Below are 21,167 nucleotides of genomic sequence, written 5' to 3'. Positions count from 1 at the left end.
CCGGCGGCGTTTGACTACTCAGTAGTCTCTGCAGATATAGTTTTCGCAATCTGTGTCGACTCGGACGTCGCTGCCAGTGGTGAGTGAAAGATAGCTGCAATCGTCTTCGCTACCGGCAGCGCACGTGCCATCGGCGGTCCAATGTCCGTCTGTCGCAAGGATCCACTCGGCATCGGTCGAATCGCTGATCGAAATAGCATTTGGAGCTTCGAACCTTCTCTTCGCTCGCAGAAATCTTGTGGCGACGTGGCGCGCGATAACTACGTTCTCGCTGCCGTCGAACAGACCGCTATGCGCGAGCGTGTGGGGTCGCGTTAACCATTCAATCTCGTTGGCGAGACATCGCCGTCCGATGCGGCAGTCTCCCCACGTCAGCATGTCGATGCGGCGGGTTGCATGATTCATCGACAGCGCCGCATAGCAGGCGCGCTCGTGCAGGAATCGTCTGATGTCCAGTTGTCGGTGCGCACGTTTCATCGCGGAAACAATCTCTTCTGCAGTCGGTGCGGCGCCGGACAGCGAATCGCCGATACCGGCAAGCCATGCGTGGTTGAATTCCATGGCGCGGCTTCCGTGACGCGTCGCATCCATGACGACTGCCAGCGTATAGTCTTGCGCGCTGAATACTCCGCATGCGTCGCGGTTCTGGCTTGTCATTGTTCCGCGGCGGCTGTACCAGAACCATCCTGGCCGAAGCGCGGTCATCATGAGAGTTCGCCGAAAGAAATTGCGAGCATTATCCGCTCGTGGATTTCGCGCTCCCGGGACCGGTCCTCGTTGGCAGCCGCTTCGACCGCATACTCGAAATCCCGGTGTTCTTTGAGCTTGGCGAGATGCATCGATACATAGCGCCTTAACTCCGGCTCCGCCGCGAGCAACTCGCCACTCAATTCCGCTCTGCCATCGAACAACGTCAGGATGTCCTCGATGTCTCGGCTCATCAGCGGGTCGTTATTGCCGCGGGAGAGATAGGCCTCGAGCTTCGTCGCAACAAAGTGCGCTGGAGCCACGAGCTTGATGCGATGCCCGTTCGGCAAATCAAGCCACGAGGCACCCGCCAATGCGTCCCCGTACCACCGGTTCGAGAAACCGAGAATCTCCTGATCATCGGGCATGAAGTCGACGCGCATATCGCCGAGGTACATCGCACAGATCGGACCGTCCTCGTCCATGCGTTCACGGAATCCGGCGTCACGCAATTGCCGAACCATGTCATGCCAGCCCGACCGGTTGATCACGTGCACGATCAGATCGACATCGTCGGTATGGCGAACGTGCTGCCGCGTGAAATGATCCGTCAGCAGCAAAGCCGTAGTGCAACCACCGACAAAGGCAACCTCCTCGCACAGCTTGTGCCCCATGGCACGCGCCACCGCGCTGATCATGCCCAAGTGGTCTTCGTAGGTGGCCATCGTTATCCTCGTAATCGCGTCTCGATCTTCGATACGGCGAGATTTCGCTCGCGCGGATGTCCGGTTCGTATGGAGTCGACGAGCGCAAGCATCGCGTAGAGATCCGGATCCGCTCGCACTGCTTGCGTCACGGTCTTGAAAAGCGGAGTCACCGACAGTCCGGAAGTCCCGCCTTTTGGATCGGGCCAGACAGGAACATGGTCCCCGGCGGGCCGGAGTTCGCCGCCAAAGATGGGCGCCGTCAATCCCGTCGCGATTCCACGTGTCATCTCGCCCATCGTGACCGGAAAGACGTATCGGATCCCAAAGACGATGAACTCGCAAAGGGCCCTCGTATTGACGATAGGATGTCCCGCACTCATGGACTGCTTCGCGAGGCCCGACACGTAGCACCTGGCCAGAATATTGCTCACCTCCGACTTGCTGATCCCCGTGACCAGTGCGAGATATCTCACGCTGTAGAGTTCTCTGGGCTCAATCGCCGGGACGGCGTCGAATTCATCCCCATCAACCCAGTCGCGCCAGTTTCCCGATATGGGAGCGTCGACCTGTAAGCCCCGCCCCGTCTCATCGGAAAACTTCGATAGGGAGACCAGCTTCAGAAGCAGGAATATGTCTTGACTTTTCATGCTGCCGCCGTTTTCGGGCGTCCACTGTCCATGGACAATGGACACATTCTTTTTGTATCGGGCGGAAATGTCAAGTTGCGGTGACTGTCAACGAAAAGGACTTCAATGACAAGGGGGACGAACGAAATTAGAGCAGAGGCCGCTTCGGTGAACTCCGAATGGCCTCTCTGCCGAAGGTCTCATGTGCGGAAAAGGAAACCCAAGAATCGGAATTCACTTGCGTTTGGCCGCATTGGCGTCGACGGCACGATTCCTGTTCACAAAATGCGCGCGGTCAGATCACCATCTTGCGCACGCGCGCCGAGAATACGTCGATGCAGGTGACGACGACGATCATGATGAGCATCACGGCGCCCGTCTGGGCGTACTGGAAGCTGCGGATCACTTCATACAGCACCACGCCGATGCCGCCGGCGCCGACCATGCCGACGACCGACGCCGAACGCACGTTCGACTCGAAACGGTAAAGCGTGTACGAGATCCACAGTGGCATGACCTGCGGCAGCACGCCGTACAGGATTTCGTCGATGGCGCGCGCCCCCGTGGCACGCACACCCTCCACCGGACGCGGATCGATCGCCTCCACCGCTTCAGCGAAGAGCTTCGAGAGCGTGCCCGTCGTATGCACCCACAGTGCGAGCACGCCGGCGAACGGGCCCAGACCCACGGCCACGATGAACAGCATCGCGAACACCATTTCGTTGATCGCGCGGCAGGCGTCCATCACACGGCGCACCGGTTGGTACACCCACGCCGGCACCATGTTCGACGCCGAAAGCAAACCCATCGGGATCGAACACGCCACCGCGAGCACCGTGCCCCACACCGCGATGTGGATCGTCACCATCATCTCGTGCACGTACACGCGCCAGTCACGGAAGTCCGGCGGGAAGAAATCGTGCGCGAACTGGCTCATGTTGCCCGAATCGCGAATCAGATCGAGCGGACGCATGTCCGCGCCACCCCACGACCACACCAGAACCAGGAAGAAAAGCCCCCAGCCAATCAAAGACAACCACGAACGCTTGGGCGGCTCGCCCGGCAGGCGGCCAGTCACGCCGAGCGAGGCGCTTGCAGTGGAAGGTACGCTGGTGTTCATGTCGTTTGCCACAAGTCGGACCGGCCTCACGTCGGCCGGCGATAGATCGGACCGCAATGGCGACGGCGGGCCGTGCTGCCCGCCCGCCGCGCCCGGTCGATGCAGAACGTCTTCACGTTCGGCACCGACACGGTCTTGCGTCGTGAAACGGTTACTTCGTCTTGCCGAGCGCTTGATCGAGCGCGGCGAGCTTGCTGTCGATGTCGGCCAGTTGCGACTTCTTCTTGTCGGCGTCGATGGTGGTATCCGACTCGAGCTGCACCTTCTGCTTGAACAGTTCGAGCTGACGGATCGGCAACAGCTGGGCGTCGGTCGACGCACGGAAGCCACCGTAGTTGTAGATGTTCTTCAGCACTTCCTTCTCGTGCGCGTCCTTGCCATACGACAGGAAGAAATCGCGGATCTTCTTCTTCGTGGCTTCCGGCAGATCCTTGCGCCACAGCAACGGATCCGACGGGATCAGCGGCGACTTCCAGATCACCTGCACCTGCTTGGCCTTCTCCGGCTGCGTGGCTTCGAGCTTGTTGAGCTCCTCGGTGTTGTTCGTGGCAACGTCGACCTGGTTGTTGAGCACGGCCATCAGGTTCGCGCCGTGGTTCGAGCTGCGCGCAGTCTTGAAGTACGTGCGCGGGTCGATGTTGTGCTTCGCGAACACGTAGTAGCCCGGCACCAGGGTGCCCGACGTCGAGGTCGGATCGCCCAGACCGAAGTTGATCTTCTTGCCGTTCTTGATCACGTCGTCGAGCGTTTTGTACGGGCTCGACTTGTTCGAGATCAGCAGCGAGTAGTAGCCTTCGGTGCCGTCGGCATAGACGATCTTCGCGAAGACTTCGCCTTGCGAGCGGTCCACGGCTTCCATCGCGCCCTTGTTACCCATCCACGCGAGCTGCACCTTGTTGAAGCGCATGCCTTCGATCACGCCGGCGTAGTCGGTGGCGAAGAACGGCGTCACCTTCAGACCCGTTTGCTTCTCCATGTCGTCGATCAGCGGCTGCCAGCGCTGGCGCAGCGCGGCGCTCGAGTCGGTCGAGATGATGCCGAAGTTGATTTCCTGCGCGTGCGCCACCGCCGCCGAGGCGAACATGGCCGCGCCGGCCAGCAGGGTTTTCCACAGTTTCATGAGAGCAAGCTCCTGGTCAGGTCAGGCTTAGGGACATCGAGGTAAGGAAAGGGGCTTCGGCGTCGGCCGGCTTCGCGCCCGCCACGCTCGCCGAGGCATCGGAGGCTTCATTGAGCAACTCGCTCGCCTGCACGCCGTATAAACGCCGCAGCAAGTCGGGCGTGAGCGCAGAAGAAGGACCGTCGTACACCACGCGCCCCTGGTGGAGCGCAACCGTGCGCACGCAGTAGCGCATGGCCACGTCGACCTGGTGCAGCGAGACGACGACCGTCAGCTTGTGGTCGCGGTTCATGCGCGCGAGCATGTCCATCACCTTGCGCGCCGACTCGGGGTCGAGCGAGGCGATGGGCTCGTCGGCAAGAATGATCTTCGCGCCCTGCACCAGCGTGCGCGCCAGCGCCGCGCGCTGCTGCTGGCCGCCCGAGAGCGTGCTCGCGCGCTGGAACGCCAGATCGGCAATGCCCACTTCGCCAAGCGCGGCAATCGCAGCCTGGCGCTCGGCCGGCGTGAAACGGAACATCAGGCTGCGCCACAGCGGCACGCGAGCGAGCAGGCCCGTGAGCACGTTGGTGATCACCGGCAGACGACCCACGAGGTTGAACTGCTGGAAGACGAAGCCGATGTCGCGGCGAATCTGGCGCACTTCGCGCACGATGCGGCCGTCACGCTGAATCGGACGACCCAGGATCTCGATACTTCCCGGCTGTTGATCGGCGGCCACGAAGCCGGCGATGTGACGCATCAGCGTCGACTTGCCCGAGCCCGACGCCCCGATGAGCGCCACCATCTCGCCCGGCATGACCTTGAGCGCCACTTCGTCCAGCGCGCGACGCCCGCTGCCGAAAGTCTTGGTCAGTCGCTCGATTCGAATCGCTTCGTCCACGGTTCACCTGTCAGTCGAATCGCCGGCCGCAATCGATGCATCTCTCGCAGTGTCCGCCCCGGCAGAGGCAGTCGCGCACGCATCGCTCGACTAGCTGTTTTGTGGCAATTTGTGCCAAAAGTGAACGCAGTCTAAAAAGCCTCGATGACAAGACAGTGACAATTGACGAGCTTTTTGCCGGTGGACGAAAACCCTTATCAGCTCAATGATTTGGCTGACTTTTTTGTGATGCGACGAGGGCAGCGCCGCCAGTTGTTCGCGCGCATCGAGCGGGACGAGGACGCAGTCCGTTTCGGGCGACGCGTCAATTTTGTCTACATCTTTTGGAAACCCCGGCAGGACGCCTACGCACAGGCGCACGGCGCAGCGCCGCCCGGGACACCGGCGACGGAAGGACATCTAGATGTCGAGACGCAAGAGGATGAAGCGCCGCCGCGTGGCGACGTGTGGCGTCCTGTGGCGCGATGGGGGCCGAGGCGAGGGCGTACTGGCCCGTCCGGACGGTGGGCCTTCCCGCTGTCTGGATGTCGGGGCGTAGCGCCCCGCGATCACGCGATGAGGAGTTCCGGCCCTCGCGCGCGCAACTGCGCAAGCATGGTCTTGTGCGGCGCCGCGTCGCTGATCAGGTAGCGCGCCGCTTCGAAGTGACGGATGCGCACGGGCGTCACGCGGCCGAACTTGGTGTGATCAGCCACCACGGCCGACACGTTCGCACACAGCAGCATGCGCGCGCGCAGTTCGGCCGCGGCGCGATTGAAATCGGTAATGCCACCGTCTTCCGTCACGCCGCCCACGCCGATGAACGCGAAGTCGGCATGGTATTGGGAGATCTGGTTGATGGCGTCCCAGCCCTGCACCGCGTCCTCGTTGTCCTGCAACTCGCCGCCGAGCAGCGTCACGCGGTTGTCGTGGTGGCGCCCCAGCAGACGTGCGATCTGCCAGTCGTTGGTGTAGACGCGCAACCGATGTTTCGAGAGCAACGCCTGAGCGACGGCCCGGGTCGTGGTGCCGTAGTCGATGATGACCGACGCGCCGTCCGGCACGAGCTCCGCCGCGCGCACGCCGATGGCGCGCTTGCCCACGGCGTTGACGTTCTCGCGCAGCGTCCAGTCGGGTTCGCTGCGATCGGCCGCGAGCGCCCCGCCGTGTGTCATGAGCAGCAGCCCGCGCGCGGCTAGCGTATTCAGATCTCGACGCACGGTCTCTCGCGAGACGCCGAGCTCGCGCACCAGATCGCTGATGGCGAGCGCCCCGGTCTTGGCGAGTTGTTCGAGCACGTATTGTTGGCGTTGTTCGGCAAGCATGTTCGGACAGTGTCGGTTGGACTACGAAATCATTTTATCGACGGCGGGCTGTTCCCGCCGTCCACCCTGCGACTCACGACTCGCGGGTCGGCAATGCGTGCGTCATCCTTGCAACGCGACGCGCAGCCCCAGGCCGATGAAGATCGCCCCGGCCACCCGGTCGAGCCAGCGCCCTGCCCCGGGACGACGCTTGAGCCATGTTCCCAGCACGCCGGCAAACCACCCGTACGCGCTGAACACGACGATGGTCTGCGCCATGAACACAAGGCCGAGCAGCAGCATCTGCCAGCCCGGATGCGCCGCGTCGGCACTCACGAACTGCGGCAGGAAGACGAGAAAGAACAGCGTGACCTTCGGGTTGAGCATGTTCGCGAACACGCTCTGACGGAACACCGCGCCGAGCGACTGCGGCGCGGCGTCGTTCGCCAACGCCATGGCGCCGCGTGCGCGCAACGCCTTGATGCCGATCCAGATCAGATAGGCCGCGCCCGCCAGCTTGATCGCCTCGAACGCCCACGGCGACGAGCGCAGCACCGCCGCGAGGCCGATCGCCGCGATCGTCGTGTGAAAAAGGCAGCCGAAGGTGAAACCGGCCGCCGCCGCAAGGCCTGCGCGACGGCCCTGCGCCATGCCCCGCGCGATGACCTGCATGTTGTCGGGCCCCGGCGCCAGCGTGATCGCCACTGAGGTCAGCAGGAACAGCCAAAGGTTGGGCATCGGGGAGTCCGGTTCGGGTGTAGGAGAGTTGGGCAGCAAGCGAGGTGTTGTGCGGTCGGGTCAGTGGCCCTCGAACGAGCACAGCAGGAACAGCGGCAAGCCCGCCTCGCGGATCAGACGCGAGCCGCCCAGTTCCGGCAGATCGACGATGGCCGCGCCTTCGATGACCGTCGCCCCAAGGCGTTCGAGCAGTTTCTTGCCCGCGAGCATCGTGCCGCCGGTGGCGACCAGATCGTCGATGAGCAATACGCGATCGCCCGGGCCGCAGGCGTCGGCGTGGATTTCGACCGTCGCGCTGCCGTACTCGAGTTCGTACTCCTCGGCAACGGTCTGATAGGGCAGCTTGCCCTTCTTGCGGATGGGGATGAAGCCGATGTTCAGCTCGTAGGCCAGGATCGAGCCGAGAATGAAGCCGCGCGCGTCGAGACCGGCGATGTAGTCCGGGCGCTGATCCATGTAGCGATGCACGAACACGTCGATCAGCACGCGCAGGGTGCGCGGGTTCTTGAGCAACGGCGTGATGTCGCGGAACTGCACGCCCGGTGCGGGCCAGTCCGGCACGGTGCGAATCTGGCTCTTGATGTAGGCGGCAGGGGACTCGTCGATCTGCACGGGGATCCTTGTTTCGGTACGGATGGGGAACACGCCACATTATGCCCCTACTCGCTGCCCAGCAAGCGCTGCTCCGCGAGCACGAGCTTGTCGGGCAGGCCGCGCAGCACGACGATGTCCTCCGCCATGAGCCGCGTCTCGGCCACGGGCTCCACGCCGCGAATGCCGTGGCGCCGGATCGCCGTGACCGTCACGCCGAGCTTGTCGAGCCGCAGTTCGCCCAGCGTACGGCCGACGGCATCCGAATTCAGTGTGAGCGGCACCGACTGCAGACGCACCTGCTCGCGCTCGCCGTCCTCGTCTTCGTCGTCGGCGCCATGGAAATAGCCACGCAACAGGCTGTAGCGCTCGTTGCGCGCCTGTGCCACGCGGCGCAGCACCCGGCGCATCGGCACGCCCATGAGCACCAGCGCGTGCGAAGCGAGCATCAGGCTGCCCTCGACGATCTCGGGCACCACTTCGGTCGCGCCGGCGGCAATCAGGTCGTCGATATGCGCGTCGTCGACGGTACGCACGACCACCGGCAGCGTCGGCTCCAGCGCCTGCACCTGCGCCAGTACCTTGAGCGCCGCCGGCGTGCTGTCGTACGTCACCACGATGCCCGCCGCACGATGGATGCCCGCCGCGACCAACGCCTCGCGCCGGGCCGCGTCGCCGAACACGACAGTCTCGCCGGAGCGGGCCGCCTCCATCACACGGTCGGGGTCGAGGTCGAGCGCCACGTAACCGATGCCCTCCTGCTCGAGCATGCGCGCGAGGTTCTGACCGCATCGGCCGTAGCCGCAGATGATGACGTGGCCGGAAGTCTTGATGCTCTGCGTGGCGATCCTGGTCATCTGCAACGACTGCATCATCCATTCGTTCGCGACGAAGCGCAGCGCGATGCGATCGGCATTGATGATCAGGAACGGCGCGCACAGCATCGACAGCAGCATGCCCGCGAGCACCGCCTGCGACAGCGACGGGTCCAGCAGATGCCGGTCGATGACCAGATTGAGCAGCACGAAACCGAATTCGCCGGCCTGCGCGAGGCCCAACCCGGTACGGATGGCCGTGCCCGGCGGACTGCCGAACACGCGCGCCAGACCGGCGATGAGCGTGAACTTGACCAGCAGCGGGCCGACGAAGAAGAGCAGCACGAGCAGCGGCTGCTTCATCACGATGGCCGGGTCGAGCAGCATGCCCGTGGTGATGAAGAAGAGGCCGAGCAGCACGTCGCGAAACGGCTTGATGTCGTCTTCCACCTGGTGCCGGTACGGGGTCTCGGCGATCAGCATGCCGGCGATGAACGCGCCGAGCGCCATCGACAGGCCGAGGTGTTCGGTGATGTAGGCGAGCCCCAGCGTGAGCAGCAGCAGGTTGAGCATGAAGAGCTCTTGCGAGCGCCGTGCCGCGACCACGTGGAACCATCGTCCGACGAGCTTCTGCCCGAGCCAGAGCAGGAGCGCGAGCGCGCCGGTGATCTTGAGCGCCGCCAGCGACAGCGCCAGCACGAGCGCCTTCGAGTTGCCACCCAACGCGGAGATCACGATGAGCAGCGGCACCACCGCGAGATCCTGGAACAACAGCACGCCCATGATGTTGCGGCCGTGCTCGGTCTCCAGTTCGAGCCGCTCGGCGAGCATCTTGGTGACGATCGCGGTGGAGGACATCGCGAGCGCGCCGCCGAGCGCCACCGACGCCTGCCACGAGAACGCCCAGAACAGGTTGGCGAACGCCCCCAGCCCGACCGCGACGAGCAGGGTTCCCAGCACCTGGGACACGCCCAGCCCGAGCACGATGCGTCGCATGCTCTTCAATTTGGGTAGCGAGAACTCGATGCCGATCGAGAACATCAGGAACACGACGCCGAATTCCGCCAGGTACTGCACGCGTTGCGAGTCGGCGGCCAGACCCAGCGCGTGCGGGCCGATCACGATGCCGACGCTCAGGTAGCCGAGCATCGGCGGCAGGTGCAGCATGCGGAACAGCACCACCCCGAGGCAGGCGGCAAACAGCAGGACGAGAGTGAGTTCGAGCGGCGATGCCATCAGCTAAGGTGGTTTTCCAGAAAGAGAAGCGCGAAACCTGTCATGACCGGATGTCACGCAAGTGCCGTGCCAGTTTGCGTCCGAGCGACGGCCTCCGTTGGGAAACCGGGCGCTATCCGAACCTGCGGGGACCGCGTCCGATGCGCGCGGGGCCAGGCCTGGCGCGGCTGCACCTCGGCGCCGCAGCTGTTTTGATATACTCCGCGCATGATAGCGAAAATCAATCCAGGCCGGGCACTCGAGGTCGCCCGGGAGGTGTTGCGCACGGAAGCCGACGCCATCGAACGCGTCTCCGCGCACCTCGACGATAGCTTCTTCGAAGCCGTCTCGCTGCTGCTCGGCTGCCGCGGACGCGTCGTCGTCACCGGGATGGGCAAATCGGGCCACATCGGCCGCAAACTGGCTGCCACGTTCGCCAGCACCGGCACGCCGTCGTTCTTCGTTCACCCCGCCGAAGCCAGCCACGGCGATCTGGGCATGATCACGGCCGACGACATCGTCGTCGCCCTGTCCAACTCCGGCGAAACCGGTGAAATCGTCAGCATTCTGCCGATGATCAAGCGCCTCGGCGCGAAGCTCATCGCCATGACCGGCAACGCCGCGTCGAGCCTCGGACGTCTGTCCGACGTGCACCTGGACGCGCGCGTCGACAGGGAAGCCTGCCCGCTCGGCCTCGCGCCGACGGCCAGCACCACGGCCGCCCTCGCGCTTGGCGATGCGCTGGCCGTCGCCCTGCTCGACGCCCGCGGCTTCGGCGCCGAGGACTTCGCCCGCTCGCACCCGGGCGGTGCGCTCGGACGCCGCCTGCTGACTTTCGTGCGCGACGTGATGCGCACCGGCGAGCGGATTCCGCGCGTGCGCTCGAATGCGACCCTCTCCGAGGCCCTGCTCGAGATGACCGCCAAGGGACTCGGCATGACGGCGATCGTCGATGCCGACGATCAGGTCGTGGGCATCTTCACCGACGGCGACCTGCGCCGCCTGTTCAAGCGCACGCTCGATTTCAGCACGCTCACGCTGGCCGAGGTGATGAAGGTCGGCCCTCGCACCATCGGCCCCGACCACCTCGCGGCAGAGGCCGCCGAGTTGATGGAGCGCTTCGGCATCACACAACTGCTCGTCACCGAGAACGGCCGTCTCGTCGGTGCGCTGAACGTCCACGACCTGTTCGCCGCGAAGGTCGTGTGAGTCCCCGCCCCTTGCCCCCTGCTTCTTGCCGATGAGTCAGCCCAGCAACACCCCATTCGCTCACTTCGATGTCGCCGACGCGATGGCGCGCGCCGCACGTCTGCGCGTGATGATTTTCGACGTCGACGGCGTGCTCACCGACGGCGGCCTGCGTTACGGCCCCGCCGGCGAACTCATCAAGACGTTCGATTCGCTCGACGGCCACGGCCTGAAGCTGCTCGCCGAGGTGGGCATCGTCACGGCGATCATTACCGGGCGTCAGTCCGATATCGTCGCCAAGCGCGCGGCCGATCTGCGCGTCGCCCACGTGTATCAGGGCGTGCATGACAAGCGCGAAGCGTTCGAGGATCTCCGCGCCAAGGTCTCGGCGTCGGCCGAGGAGTGCGGCCACATCGGCGACGACTGGCCCGATCTGCCCGTGCTCACGCGCGTCGGCTTCGCGGCCTGCCCGGCCAACGCCCACGTCGAAGTGAAGGCCCGCGCCCACTGGATCGCCGCGGCACGCGGCGGCGAAGGCGCCGTGCGCGAACTGTGCGACTTCGTCCTGCGTGCGCAGGGACGTTACGACGCCCTGCTCGCCGAAGCCCTTGCCTGACGCCACGAGGTAGCCGACCCGCTCATGGCCATTCAACGCGTCTCCCCCGCCTCCCTGATCGCGATCGCCCTGCTCGCCTGCCTCGCGGCCGGCACGTACTGGCTCGTGCAACGCACGCTGCCGTCGGGCGCCGACCGTACGCCGTACGTGAAGCAGCACATCCCCGACTACTACGCCGACGACATGGTGATCTCCATGCTCTCGGCGAGCGGACAGACGCAGTACCGCGTCAACGCCGTGCACATGACGCACTTCGAGGACGATCAGACCACTGCCATGACGCTGCCCGCCGTGCGCGCGTTCACGCCCGAGCAGCCGGAGGTGACGGCCACGGGCAAGCGCGGCACGCTCAATGCCGACATGTCCGTCGTCGACCTGTACGACGACGCTGTCGTGGTGCGTCAGCCGGGCCCCCGCGATCCGGAAATGCGCGCGCTGTCCGAGCACTTCCAGGTGCTCGTGAACGAGGACATCGTGCGCACGGAGAAGCCCGTCCAGCTCTATCGTGGCGCCTCCGTCATGTATGGCGACGGCATGATTTTCAATAACATCACGCGGGCCGTACAATTGCTCGGCAATGTCCACGGCACCATCCAGCCGGCGGAATTGAGCAACAAACGCCCGGCACCGCCCGCCGCCGCGCCAGGCGCGGCTCCCCAGACCAAACAGGGCCCCAAGACCCCATGATCGATCGCCGCAACCTGCGACCTGCATCCCTATCGCTGCGTGCCCTGCGCGCGGCGGCCGCCGCTTTCGCCGCGCTCGCCGTGTTCGGTGCGCTGACCGCGCCGCTCGCACACGCCGAGCGCGCCGACCGCGACAAGCCGATCAACGTCGAGTCGGAACACATGAGCTATGACGACCTCAAGCAGGTCAACATCTTCACCGGCAACGTGACGATGACCAAGGGGACGATCCTCCTCAAGGCCGATCGCGTCGAAGTGAGTCAGGATCCGGAGGGCTATCAGTACGCCACCGCGTACTACAAGCCGGGCGGCCCGCTCGCCTACATGCGTCAGAAGCGCGACGGCGTGGACGAGTACATCGACGGCTGGGGCCAGACGATCTATTACAACGGCAAGACCGAAGTCGCCACGCTCACCACGCAGGCCACGCTCAAGCGTCTGGCCGGCGGCACGCGCGTGCTCGACGAGATCCACGGCAGCGTGATCACGTACGACACGTACAACGAGGTCTACACTGCCAACAGCGGCACCGATCAGGTCAACGCCAACAATCCGAACGGCCGGGTGCGCGCCACGCTCGCGCCGCGCAATGCCACCGGAGCCAACCAGGCGCAGCCGGGCGGTGCAAGCAAGCCCGCCGCGGCGCCGAAAGGCGATCTGCCGCCGCTGTCTCCCTCCAAAAGCATCGGGAATCCGCGTGAGTAATCCTGCCAACAACGCCTCCAGCGGCATCAATCCGGGCGCCGGTCCGTCGGGCAAGCCGAGCGCGCTCGTCGTGCGCTCGCTCAAGAAGCAATATGGCGCGCGTACCGTCGTCAAGGACGTCTCGCTCGACGTGAAGAGCGGTGAAGTCGTCGGTCTGCTCGGGCCGAACGGCGCGGGCAAAACGACGTCGTTCTACATGATCGTGGGTCTCGTGCCCGCCGACGACGGTGAAATCCAGCTCGACGGCAGCCTCATCAGCGAACTCCCGATTCACGAGCGCGCCCGCATGGGGGTCTCGTATCTGCCGCAGGAAGCGTCGGTTTTCCGCAAACTCACGGTCGAGGACAACATCCGCGCCGTGCTCGAACTGCAACTCGACGCCAACGGCAAGCCGCTCAAGCGCGAGGAGATCGAGCGACGCATCGAGGCGCTGCTCGACGAACTGCAGGTGAGCCATCTGCGCGAGAATCCGGCCATGTCGCTCTCGGGCGGCGAACGCCGTCGCGTGGAAATCGCCCGCGCGCTGGCCACGCAACCGCGCTTCATCCTGCTCGATGAACCGTTCGCCGGCGTGGACCCGATCGCCGTGCTGGAAATTCAGCGCATTGTGCGCTTTCTGAAAGACCGTGGCATCGGTGTCCTGATTACCGACCACAACGTGCGCGAGACGCTCGGCATCTGCGATCACGCCTACATCATCAGCGAAGGCTCCGTGCTCGCCGCAGGCACGCCCGACCAGATCGTGGCCGACGAAAGCGTTCGCCGTGTCTATCTCGGTGAAAATTTCCGGATGTAAAGGAAATTTTTCGCATGTAAACCCTGCCCTCGATAGGGCGCCGGGCCGGTTCCGTTGACGTGACAAAGCCTCTACAATGAAGGCGAGACACGCTATGAAACCGACCCTCCAACTTCGCACCTCGCAGCACCTGACCCTCACACCGCAGTTGCAGCAATCGATCCGGTTGTTGCAACTGTCGACGCTCGAACTCCAGCAGGAAGTCGAGCACGCCCTCACCCAGAACCCGATGCTCGAGCGAGAAGACGACTGGCTCGCGGGCTCGGTGCGCGTGGGCACGGACGGGTCGCTGCGCAACGAACGGAGCACCTCGGTCAGCAGCAACGATCGTTCCGAAGCCGCCAATGGTCACGACGACGCCCGCGAACTCGACGGCGAAACGCGCTTCGACGACAACGCGGGCGACAATGGCAGCGACTGGAGCCTGAACGACTTCGCCCGCACGGGCAGCGCTTCGGATGACGATGACAACGCGCGTCCGCAACTGCACGTCGACCATCCCAACCTGCGCGAGCACCTGCTGGCCCAGTTGCGCCTGACCAAGGCCAGCCCGCGTGATCGCGCGCTGGTGGAATTCCTCATCGAATCGCTCGACGAAGACGGCTATCTCGGGACCACGCTGGACGAAATTCAGGCGGAAATGCCCGAAGAACTGGCGCTGGAGACCGAGGAGATCAACGCCGCGCTCGCACTGCTGCAGAGCTTCGATCCGGCCGGCGTGGGCGCCCGCAGCCCCGCCGAGTGTCTGCGCCTGCAACTGCAGCGCTTGCCGGCCAGCGGCGTGCGCACGCTTTCGCTGCGCATCGTCTGCGACCATCTGGAACTGCTTGCCGCGCGCGATTACACGCGTCTGCGCCGCCTGCTGGGCGTGAGCGAGGACGCGCTGCGCGCCGCGCATCAACTGATCCGCTCGCTCGATCCGTTCCCGGGAGCCGCCTACGGCTCGCCACCCGCCGACTACGTGGTGCCGGACGTGCTGGTGCGCAGGCAGGGCAGCGGCTGGACCGCCGAGCTCAATCCCGAAGTCATGCCGCGTCTGCGCATCAACGAAATGTATGCGCGCATCCTGCGCAACAACCGCAACGACCCGGGCACCGGCAACCTCCAGCAGCAGCTCCAGGAAGCGCGCTGGCTCATCAAGAACATCCAGCAGCGGTTCGACACGATCCTGCGCGTCGCGCAGGCTATTGTCGAGCGTCAAAAGAACTTCTTCACGCATGGCGAAATCGGCATGCGGCCCTTGGTTTTGCGAGAGATTGCTGATACGCTGGGTTTACATGAATCCACGATTTCACGGGTGACAACGAGTAAGTACATGCTCACTCCATTTGGAACCTTCGAGCTCAAGTACTTCTTCGGGTCGCACGTGGCCACGGAAGCCGGAGGGGCTGCGTCGTCCACAGCCATCCGCGCCCTCATCAAGCAACTGATAGGAGCAGAAGACCCCCAGAGCCCCCTTTCCGACAGCCGTATCGCGGAACTGCTGGCAGAGCAAGGATTCGTGGTTGCGCGGCGCACCGTCGCGAAGTACCGCGAGGCCATGCGAATCCCCGCAGTGAACTTGCGCAAATCTTTGTAGGACAGTCCTGGTGCGCCATGTTGGCTCGCTGGGGCATCACGCCGCAGTGCGACATTGCGTCACGTCAATGGCTCGCACTCCCGCCAGCCAGCGTCGCTCGTGACGCGGCTTGCACTTCGGCATTTCAGCAAGGAGAGCAGCTATGAATCTGAAGATCAGTGGACACCATCTCGAGCTCACGCCGTCCCTGCGCGAATTCGTCGTCAACAAGCTTGAACGCGTGTTGCGGCATTTCGACCAGCTTATCGGCGCCGAGGTGATCCTCTCTGTCGACAAGACCAAGGAGAAGACCGGACGCCAGATTGCCAGCGTCACCGTGTATCTCAAGGGTAAGGAGATTTTCGTCGAGAAGTGTGACGAGAACATGTATGCCGCCATCGACAAGCTGATCGACATGCTCGACCGCAAGGTTATGCAATACAAGGACAAGGTGCAGGATCATGGCCGCGAAGCCCTCAAGCATCAACAGCCGCCGGAGGCGGAACCGCTCCAGTAACTCCTTTCCGGCGTGGTAGTCGCATCGACTGGCACTGACGCAAACCCGCACGGAACCACACGAGCGAATCTACGTCTGTCATAAATCTGGCATCACCCACCGCGGGGCCGTTGAACGGCCCCTTTTGTATGGGGCGACGCATCTGGCTTGACGCGGCTACGGGTGGTCTATAATGCGAGGTCAAATCGGGGGTTGGAGGGCGACTACGCGTGCGCCCGCATTACAAGATGAACCGTTTAGTCAAACTCTTACCTGCGTCCAATATCCTGCTTGGACTGTCCGTCACAAGCAAGAAGCGCGTCTTCGAGCAGGCAGGGCTCCTGTTCGAGAACAACGCCGGCCTGTCGCGCGCGCTCGTCACCGACAATCTGTTCGCACGCGAGCGGCTGGGTTCGACCGGTCTGGGAGAGGGCGTCGCCATTCCGCACGGCCGCATCAAGGGGCTCAAGCACCCGATGGCGGCCTTTGTGCGTCTGGACGACCCGATTCCGTTCGAGGCCCCCGACGGCCAGCCCGTTTCCCTGCTCTTCTTCCTGCTCGTGCCGGAACAGGCCACGCAGCAGCACCTCGAAATTCTGTCCGAAATCGCGCAGTTGCTCTCCGATCGCTCGATGCGCGAGACATTGAGCAACGCGCCCAGCGCCGAGGACATCCACGCGGCACTGGCGAACTGGCAGCCCTGAGCCACCGCCAAATTCGAGTCCCGTAGCTCCCCATACCCAACCGAACGAGGCGACGCGGTGGAACTGACCGGCATCAACGCGCAGAGCATTTTCGACGACAACGCCGCGACGCTGCGTCTGTCGTGGTTGACCGGCCACGAGGGCTGGGAGCGTGGTTTCACGCCCGAGAGCGTGGCGACCGCCACCTCGAGCGCCGACCTCGTGGGTCACCTGAACCTCATCCACCCGAACCGCATCCAGGTGCTCGGCGAGGCCGAACTGCGCTATTACCAGCGCCTGAGCGACGAGAACCGCAAACGCCACATGGGCGAAGTCATCGCCCTGGAACCGCCGTTCCTGGTGGTCGCCGACGGGCTCGAAGCTCCGCCCGATCTGGTGCTGCGGTGCACCCGCTCGTCCACGCCGCTGTTCACCACCCCGCTCTCGACCGCTTCGGTCATCGATAGCCTGCGCCTGTACATTTCGCGTGTGTTCGCCCCACGATGCACGATGCACGGCGTTTTTATCGACATTTTGGGCATGGGTGTGCTGCTCACCGGCGATTCCGGCCTCGGCAAGAGCGAACTCGGCCTGGAATTGATCAGCCGCGGGCACGGCCTGGTGGCGGACGACGCGGTAGATTTCGTGCGACTCGGGCCGGATTTCGTGGAAGGCCGCTGCCCGCCGCTGCTGCAAAATCTGCTGGAGGTGCGCGGGCTGGGCCTGCTCGACATCAAGACGATCTTCGGTGAGACTGCCGTGCGCCGGAAGATGAAGCTCAAGCTGATCGTCCAGTTGGTGCGCCGCCCGGACGGCGAATTCCAGCGCCTGCCGCTCGAAGCCCAGACGGTGGACGTGCTTGGCCTGCCCATCAACAAGGTGATTCTGCAGGTGGCGGCAGGGCGAAACCTCGCCGTGCTCGTGGAAGCCGCCGTGCGCAACACGATCCTTCAGTTGCGCGGCATCGACACGCTCAAGGACTTCATGGAGCGCCAGCGCCAGGCCATGCAGGATCCCGACGGCATGCAGGGCAAGCTGCTCTGAGCCTCGCGGCTCGGGGTTTACCGCATTCCACGCGACATTCTGTCAACGCAGCGCGATTGCGGCGCGTTTTCTTTCATGTTGTAATCGCCACGCGGTTCTTCCCCGTGCGTGTCGACCTAATGGAGAGACAATCATGAAGAAAGCATTCGCTGCACTGCTCCTGGTATCCCCGCTGCTCGCATCGCCCGTGTTCGCCCAGACCGCCGCGGCCCCCGAAGCGGCTCACAAGGCCAACTCGCAGCAAAACAAGATGAGCGCCTGTAACGCACAGGCCGGCGACAAGAAAGGCGACGATCGCAAGGCGTTCATGAAGTCCTGCCTGTCGAACAAGCCCGCAGCATCGGCCAAGCAGACCCAGCAGGAAAAGATGAAGACCTGCAACGCGCAAGCTGGCGACAAGAAGGGCGACGACCGCAAGGCGTTCATGAAGTCCTGCCTGTCGAACAAGCCCGCAGCCTGAGGCCATCCACGCCGATATCAGCCGAACGGCGCCCTCTCCGGGCGCCGTTTTCGTTTGTGACGCTCGATTTGCGCCGGAATGCCAAGAACGCGCCGAACACCACACCCGCAAGACGCAATCGCTTACCATGAGGGTTGTATTCGGGAAATGCCATGAAGATCGTACTCATTACCGGCGTATCGGGCTCCGGCAAATCGCTCGCCTTGAATGTTCTGGAAGATGCCGGGTATTACTGCGTCGACAACCTGCCGTCGCGCTTTCTGCCTGAGCTTGCCGAGTACCTCGAAACGCAGAACTACACGCGACTGGCCGTCGCCATCGATGCTCGCAGCGGCGGCTCGCTCGCCGATCTGCCGCCGATCATCGGCGGTCTGCGCCGCTTCGGCCACGATGTTCGCGTGCTGTTCCTGAACGCGAACACGCAAACCCTGGTGCAGCGCTTCTCCGAGACGCGCCGCCGCCATCCGCTCTCGGTCGGCGACAACACGCTGTCGGCCAATGGCTCACTGGTGGAAGCCATCGAGAAAGAGCGCGAAATGCTCAACAGCGTGACCGAACTCGGTCATCAGATCGACACCAGTAATCTGCGCGCGAGTGCGCTGCGCCGCTGGATCCGTGAGTTCGTGCAGCACGATCACACGGGACTCACGCTGATGTTCGAATCGTTCGGCTTCAAGCACGGCGTGCCGCTCGACGCCGATCTCGTCTTCGACGTGCGCTCGCTGCCCAACCCGTACTACGACACGCAACTCCGGCCGCTCACCGGCCGCGATCAGCCGGTCATCGACTTCCTGTCGGCCATTCCCGAGGTCTACGAAATGATCGACGACATCGGTGCATATCTGCAGAAGTGGCTGCCGAGCTTCATGCGCGATAACCGCAGCTACCTGACGGTCGCCATCGGTTGCACGGGAGGGCAGCACCGTTCAGTCTTCATCGCCGAGACGTTGGGAGAGCGCTTCCGCCAGGAAGCGAGCGTACTCGTGCGCCATCGCGAGCTCGCACCGCTCGAGACAACCTGAGCGGCGGGCGTCGGCATCGGGTTCAGGTCGGCAGCGACAACTGACCGTCGCCCGGCGACAATGCGTCGGCGATTTTCCGGATGGGCGACGGCAGCCCGGCGGCAGACGTGCCTGCGGCGTCGAGCCAGGCGCGACGCGCGTCGCCCTGCGGCGATTGGCGATCGCGCGAAGCCTGCGAAGTTGGCGACAGCGTCACCAGCCATGGTCGCAAATGCAATCTGAAATGCGTGAAGACGTGCGTGAGACCATGCAGCGGCGTGAGCGACTGTACCGCTCCCTGCTCCGCACCGAGCGCCGCCGCGTGTGCACACAGACGCTCTCGCAGCGAGGCGCCGTCCGCATCGGGCACGTCCGTGGGGGGAGTGAGTTCCGGCAGGCTCCACAGGCCGCCCCATATTCCGCTGTCCGGACGCCGCTCGAACAGCACGCGTTCGCCCGCACGAATCACCAGCACATCGACATAGCGCTCCGGCTGCGCCTTCTTTGGCTTGGCGGTGGGCAACGTACGCTCGCGCCCCGTCGCATGGGCCACGCAATCGCTGTCGAACGGACATTCGCCGCAACGCGGCTTGCCGCGCCCGCACAGTGTGGCGCCGAGGTCCATCATGCCCTGCGTGTAGGCGGGCAGATCGCGTTCGGGCAGCAGCGACTCGGCCAGCGCCCACATCTCGCGCTCGATCCTGGGTGTGCCCGGAAATCCTTCGATGCCGAATACGCGCGCCAGCACCCGCTTGACGTTGCCGTCGAGAATCGCGGCGTGCGCGTCGTAGGCGAACGCCGCAATCGCGGCGGCCGTCGAGCGGCCGATACCGGGCAGCGTGGCAAGCGTCTCGGGATCCGACGGAAAACGTCCACCGTGCTCGGCCACCACGACCTGTGCACAGCGATGCAGATTGCGTGCACGGGAGTAGTAGCCAAGGCCGCTCCATAGCGCCATCACGTCGTCCTGCGGGGCGTTGGCGAGCGCGGCGACGTCGGGAAAGCGCTCGAGAAAGCGGCCGTAATACGGAATCACCGTGGCGACCTGCGTCTGCTGCAGCATGATTTCGGACAGCCAGATGCGGTATGCGTCGCGCGTGTTCTGCCACGGCAGATCGTGACGGCCGTGCTCGGCCTGCCAGGCGATCAGCCGCTCGGCGAAAGTGTCGGCCAACGAGCCGGCGGAGAAATCGGAGGACGATGCGTTCATGGAAATGTCGGGGGGAGCGTCGTGGACTGTGCCGCGCGGTCGGGGGTGCCTTCAGGTATCCCGGTGAACCGCCGCGCGTGCGTCATTTCTGGCAGTGCGGACAGAAGAACGTCGAGCGCTGCTGCTGCACGATCTGGCGAATCGGCGTGCCGCACACGCGACACGGCTGCCCGGTGCGATCGTAGACGAAATACTCCTGCTGGAAATAGCCGCTTTTACCGTCGCTGCCGACAAAGTCGCGCAACGTGCTGCCCCCCTTCTCGATCGCGGCGGCAAGCACGACCTTGATGGCCTGCGCGAGCCTTTCTGCGCGTGGGCGGGACAGCTTGCCCGCGGCCAGCCGCGGGTGGATACCGGCGCGAAACAGACTCTCGGAGGCGTAGATGTTACCCACGCCGACCACGATGGTGCCGGCGAGCAATGCCTGCTTGATCGCCACGGTGCGCCCACGCGTGCCGGCATGGAGGTGGTTGCCGTCGAAAGCATCCGACAACGGCTCGACGCCGAGACTCGCGAGCAGCGGGTGCGAGAGGACGTCGCCCGCCGAGCGGGGATGGAACAGCATCGCGCCGAAGCGGCGCGGGTCGCGATAGCGAAGCGCGCAGCGCTCGAATACGAGATCGATGTGATCGTGCACGCCGGCCGCCGGCAGCGCCAGCGGCTCGGGCATCACGCGCAGCGTACCGGTCATGCCGAGGTGCACCAGCAGCCAGCCAGGCGCATATTCGAGCAGCAGGTATTTGCCGCGACGCTCGACGCCGACGAGCGTCTCGCCCCGCAGCAGCGTGTCGAGACCATCGGGCACAGGCCAGCGCAATGCGGCGTTGCGCACGTCGATACGTGCGACGCGCGTGCCCGCCACGTGCGGCGCAATACCGCGGCGGGTGACTTCGACTTCCGGGAGTTCAGGCATGCCGGCGAACGTTTGCTGAGGATTTA

23 protein-coding genes are annotated in these 21,167 nt (G+C 64.4%); 11 read left to right on the top strand and 12 right to left on the bottom strand.

Annotated elements, in window-relative coordinates:
- Nucleotides 1-18: 18 nt before the first annotated feature.
- The 10 genes from RO07_RS02825 to RO07_RS02780 form a co-directional block, all read right to left on the bottom strand.
- Nucleotides 19-708, bottom strand: coding sequence for a hypothetical protein (locus RO07_RS02825; protein ID WP_039407880.1), 690 nt, complete (start codon nt 706-708; stop codon nt 19-21).
- Nucleotides 705-1,412, bottom strand: a complete 708-nt coding sequence (locus RO07_RS02820) for a hypothetical protein (RefSeq protein ID WP_039407878.1) — start codon at nt 1,410-1,412, stop codon at nt 705-707. Before RO07_RS02820 ends, RO07_RS02825 begins: the two co-directional genes overlap by 4 nt.
- A 2-nt stretch (nt 1,413-1,414) precedes the next feature.
- On the bottom strand, nt 1,415-2,041 hold the full coding sequence (locus RO07_RS02815) for a MarR family transcriptional regulator (protein WP_039407876.1): 627 nt from the start codon (nt 2,039-2,041) through the stop codon (nt 1,415-1,417).
- A gap of 274 nt (nt 2,042-2,315) precedes the next feature.
- Nucleotides 2,316-3,140: a phosphonate ABC transporter, permease protein PhnE gene (phnE, locus tag RO07_RS02810; RefSeq protein WP_039407874.1), complete on the bottom strand. Its 825-nt coding sequence runs from the start codon at nt 3,138-3,140 to the stop codon at nt 2,316-2,318.
- Between the two features lie 151 nt (nt 3,141-3,291).
- Entirely contained in the window at nt 3,292-4,260 is a 969-nt protein-coding gene (gene phnD / locus RO07_RS02805) for a phosphonate ABC transporter substrate-binding protein (RefSeq protein ID WP_039407872.1), read from the bottom strand.
- A 16-nt stretch (nt 4,261-4,276) separates the two neighbouring features.
- Complete coding sequence (gene phnC, locus RO07_RS02800) at nt 4,277-5,143, bottom strand: phosphonate ABC transporter ATP-binding protein (RefSeq protein WP_039407870.1); 867 nt, start codon at nt 5,141-5,143, stop codon at nt 4,277-4,279.
- Nucleotides 5,144-5,691: 548 nt separating this feature from the next.
- A complete protein-coding gene (locus RO07_RS02795; RefSeq protein WP_039407868.1) occupies nt 5,692-6,447 on the bottom strand; it encodes a DeoR/GlpR family DNA-binding transcription regulator in 756 nt (251 codons plus the stop codon).
- Between the two features lie 102 nt (nt 6,448-6,549).
- Complete coding sequence (locus RO07_RS02790; RefSeq protein WP_039407867.1) at nt 6,550-7,164, bottom strand: LysE family translocator; 615 nt, start codon at nt 7,162-7,164, stop codon at nt 6,550-6,552.
- 60 nt (nt 7,165-7,224) lie between these two features.
- Complete coding sequence (locus RO07_RS02785; protein WP_115088966.1) at nt 7,225-7,776, bottom strand: adenine phosphoribosyltransferase; 552 nt, start codon at nt 7,774-7,776, stop codon at nt 7,225-7,227.
- Nucleotides 7,777-7,823: 47 nt separating this feature from the next.
- On the bottom strand, nt 7,824-9,806 hold the full coding sequence (locus tag RO07_RS02780; RefSeq protein ID WP_039407865.1) for a monovalent cation:proton antiporter family protein: 1,983 nt from the start codon (nt 9,804-9,806) through the stop codon (nt 7,824-7,826).
- Between the two features lie 207 nt (nt 9,807-10,013).
- Here RO07_RS02780 and RO07_RS02775 point away from each other — a divergent pair, with 207 nt between their 5' ends.
- The 11 genes from RO07_RS02775 to rapZ all read left to right on the top strand — a co-directional run bounded on the left by RO07_RS02775 (nt 10,014) and on the right by rapZ (nt 19,039).
- Nucleotides 10,014-10,994, top strand: coding sequence for a KpsF/GutQ family sugar-phosphate isomerase (locus RO07_RS02775; protein ID WP_039407863.1), 981 nt, complete (start codon nt 10,014-10,016; stop codon nt 10,992-10,994).
- A 31-nt stretch (nt 10,995-11,025) separates the two neighbouring features.
- A complete protein-coding gene (locus RO07_RS02770) occupies nt 11,026-11,589 on the top strand; it encodes a KdsC family phosphatase (protein ID WP_052266965.1) in 564 nt (187 codons plus the stop codon).
- Nucleotides 11,590-11,613: 24 nt separating this feature from the next.
- The gene (gene lptC / locus RO07_RS02765) at nt 11,614-12,276 is read left to right on the top strand and encodes an LPS export ABC transporter periplasmic protein LptC (protein ID WP_039407861.1); all 663 of its coding nucleotides are present in this window, start codon (nt 11,614-11,616) and stop codon (nt 12,274-12,276) included.
- Nucleotides 12,273-12,980: a lipopolysaccharide transport periplasmic protein LptA gene (gene lptA / locus RO07_RS02760; RefSeq protein WP_052266964.1), complete on the top strand. Its 708-nt coding sequence runs from the start codon at nt 12,273-12,275 to the stop codon at nt 12,978-12,980. Before lptC ends, lptA begins: the two co-directional genes overlap by 4 nt.
- A gap of 25 nt (nt 12,981-13,005) precedes the next feature.
- Nucleotides 13,006-13,776 (top strand): LPS export ABC transporter ATP-binding protein, encoded by a 771-nt coding sequence (gene lptB, locus RO07_RS02755; protein ID WP_039414031.1) that lies wholly within the window; start codon nt 13,006-13,008, stop codon nt 13,774-13,776.
- A 76-nt stretch (nt 13,777-13,852) separates the two neighbouring features.
- The gene (locus RO07_RS02750; RefSeq protein ID WP_472462556.1) at nt 13,853-15,355 is read left to right on the top strand and encodes an RNA polymerase factor sigma-54; all 1,503 of its coding nucleotides are present in this window, start codon (nt 13,853-13,855) and stop codon (nt 15,353-15,355) included.
- A 142-nt stretch (nt 15,356-15,497) separates the two neighbouring features.
- Nucleotides 15,498-15,851, top strand: coding sequence for a ribosome hibernation-promoting factor, HPF/YfiA family (hpf, locus tag RO07_RS02745; protein WP_039407857.1), 354 nt, complete (start codon nt 15,498-15,500; stop codon nt 15,849-15,851).
- A gap of 227 nt (nt 15,852-16,078) precedes the next feature.
- Nucleotides 16,079-16,534: a PTS IIA-like nitrogen regulatory protein PtsN gene (ptsN, locus tag RO07_RS02740; protein WP_039414029.1), complete on the top strand. Its 456-nt coding sequence runs from the start codon at nt 16,079-16,081 to the stop codon at nt 16,532-16,534.
- Nucleotides 16,535-16,591: 57 nt separating this feature from the next.
- Nucleotides 16,592-17,557 (top strand): HPr(Ser) kinase/phosphatase, encoded by a 966-nt coding sequence (gene hprK / locus RO07_RS02735; RefSeq protein ID WP_039407855.1) that lies wholly within the window; start codon nt 16,592-16,594, stop codon nt 17,555-17,557.
- 133 nt (nt 17,558-17,690) lie between these two features.
- Nucleotides 17,691-18,017, top strand: coding sequence for a PsiF family protein (locus RO07_RS02730; RefSeq protein WP_039407853.1), 327 nt, complete (start codon nt 17,691-17,693; stop codon nt 18,015-18,017).
- 152 nt (nt 18,018-18,169) lie between these two features.
- Complete coding sequence (gene rapZ, locus RO07_RS02725; RefSeq protein WP_039407851.1) at nt 18,170-19,039, top strand: RNase adapter RapZ; 870 nt, start codon at nt 18,170-18,172, stop codon at nt 19,037-19,039.
- Nucleotides 19,040-19,061: 22 nt separating this feature from the next.
- Here rapZ and mutY read toward each other — a convergent pair whose 3' ends face one another.
- The gene (gene mutY, locus RO07_RS02720; RefSeq protein ID WP_039407849.1) at nt 19,062-20,228 is read right to left on the bottom strand and encodes an A/G-specific adenine glycosylase; all 1,167 of its coding nucleotides are present in this window, start codon (nt 20,226-20,228) and stop codon (nt 19,062-19,064) included.
- 82 nt (nt 20,229-20,310) lie between these two features.
- Nucleotides 20,311-21,141, bottom strand: a complete 831-nt coding sequence (gene mutM, locus RO07_RS02715) for a bifunctional DNA-formamidopyrimidine glycosylase/DNA-(apurinic or apyrimidinic site) lyase (RefSeq protein WP_039407847.1) — start codon at nt 21,139-21,141, stop codon at nt 20,311-20,313.
- Nucleotides 21,142-21,167 lie beyond the last annotated feature (26 nt).

The sequence above is a fragment of the Pandoraea pulmonicola genome, from assembly GCF_000815105.2.
Lineage (GTDB): Bacteria > Pseudomonadota > Gammaproteobacteria > Burkholderiales > Burkholderiaceae > Pandoraea > Pandoraea pulmonicola.
This window is presented reverse-complemented; position numbering and strand designations above follow the sequence as displayed.

What these genes read in the sequence shown, in the direction of transcription:
- RO07_RS02780 (WP_039407865.1), bottom strand. Translation starts at nt 9,806, where the DNA reads ATGGCATCGCCGCTCGAACTCACTCTCGTCCTGCTGTTTGCCGCCTGC.
- lptC (WP_039407861.1), top strand. Translation starts at nt 11,614, where the DNA reads ATGGCCATTCAACGCGTCTCCCCCGCCTCCCTGATCGCGATCGCCCTG.
- RO07_RS02775 (WP_039407863.1), top strand. Translation starts at nt 10,014, where the DNA reads ATGATAGCGAAAATCAATCCAGGCCGGGCACTCGAGGTCGCCCGGGAG.
- mutY (WP_039407849.1), bottom strand. Translation starts at nt 20,228, where the DNA reads ATGAACGCATCGTCCTCCGATTTCTCCGCCGGCTCGTTGGCCGACACT.
- hpf (WP_039407857.1), top strand. Translation starts at nt 15,498, where the DNA reads ATGAATCTGAAGATCAGTGGACACCATCTCGAGCTCACGCCGTCCCTG.
- RO07_RS02815 (WP_039407876.1), bottom strand. Translation starts at nt 2,041, where the DNA reads ATGAAAAGTCAAGACATATTCCTGCTTCTGAAGCTGGTCTCCCTATCG.
- RO07_RS02750 (WP_472462556.1), top strand. Translation starts at nt 13,853, where the DNA reads ATGAAGGCGAGACACGCTATGAAACCGACCCTCCAACTTCGCACCTCG.
- phnD (WP_039407872.1), bottom strand. Translation starts at nt 4,260, where the DNA reads ATGAAACTGTGGAAAACCCTGCTGGCCGGCGCGGCCATGTTCGCCTCG.
- RO07_RS02795 (WP_039407868.1), bottom strand. Translation starts at nt 6,447, where the DNA reads ATGCTTGCCGAACAACGCCAACAATACGTGCTCGAACAACTCGCCAAG.
- RO07_RS02825 (WP_039407880.1), bottom strand. Translation starts at nt 708, where the DNA reads ATGATGACCGCGCTTCGGCCAGGATGGTTCTGGTACAGCCGCCGCGGA.
- rapZ (WP_039407851.1), top strand. Translation starts at nt 18,170, where the DNA reads ATGAAGATCGTACTCATTACCGGCGTATCGGGCTCCGGCAAATCGCTC.
- phnE (WP_039407874.1), bottom strand. Translation starts at nt 3,140, where the DNA reads ATGAACACCAGCGTACCTTCCACTGCAAGCGCCTCGCTCGGCGTGACT.
- lptA (WP_052266964.1), top strand. Translation starts at nt 12,273, where the DNA reads ATGATCGATCGCCGCAACCTGCGACCTGCATCCCTATCGCTGCGTGCC.
- mutM (WP_039407847.1), bottom strand. Translation starts at nt 21,141, where the DNA reads ATGCCTGAACTCCCGGAAGTCGAAGTCACCCGCCGCGGTATTGCGCCG.
- RO07_RS02730 (WP_039407853.1), top strand. Translation starts at nt 17,691, where the DNA reads ATGAAGAAAGCATTCGCTGCACTGCTCCTGGTATCCCCGCTGCTCGCA.
- RO07_RS02790 (WP_039407867.1), bottom strand. Translation starts at nt 7,164, where the DNA reads ATGCCCAACCTTTGGCTGTTCCTGCTGACCTCAGTGGCGATCACGCTG.
- RO07_RS02770 (WP_052266965.1), top strand. Translation starts at nt 11,026, where the DNA reads ATGAGTCAGCCCAGCAACACCCCATTCGCTCACTTCGATGTCGCCGAC.
- RO07_RS02820 (WP_039407878.1), bottom strand. Translation starts at nt 1,412, where the DNA reads ATGGCCACCTACGAAGACCACTTGGGCATGATCAGCGCGGTGGCGCGT.
- ptsN (WP_039414029.1), top strand. Translation starts at nt 16,079, where the DNA reads ATGAACCGTTTAGTCAAACTCTTACCTGCGTCCAATATCCTGCTTGGA.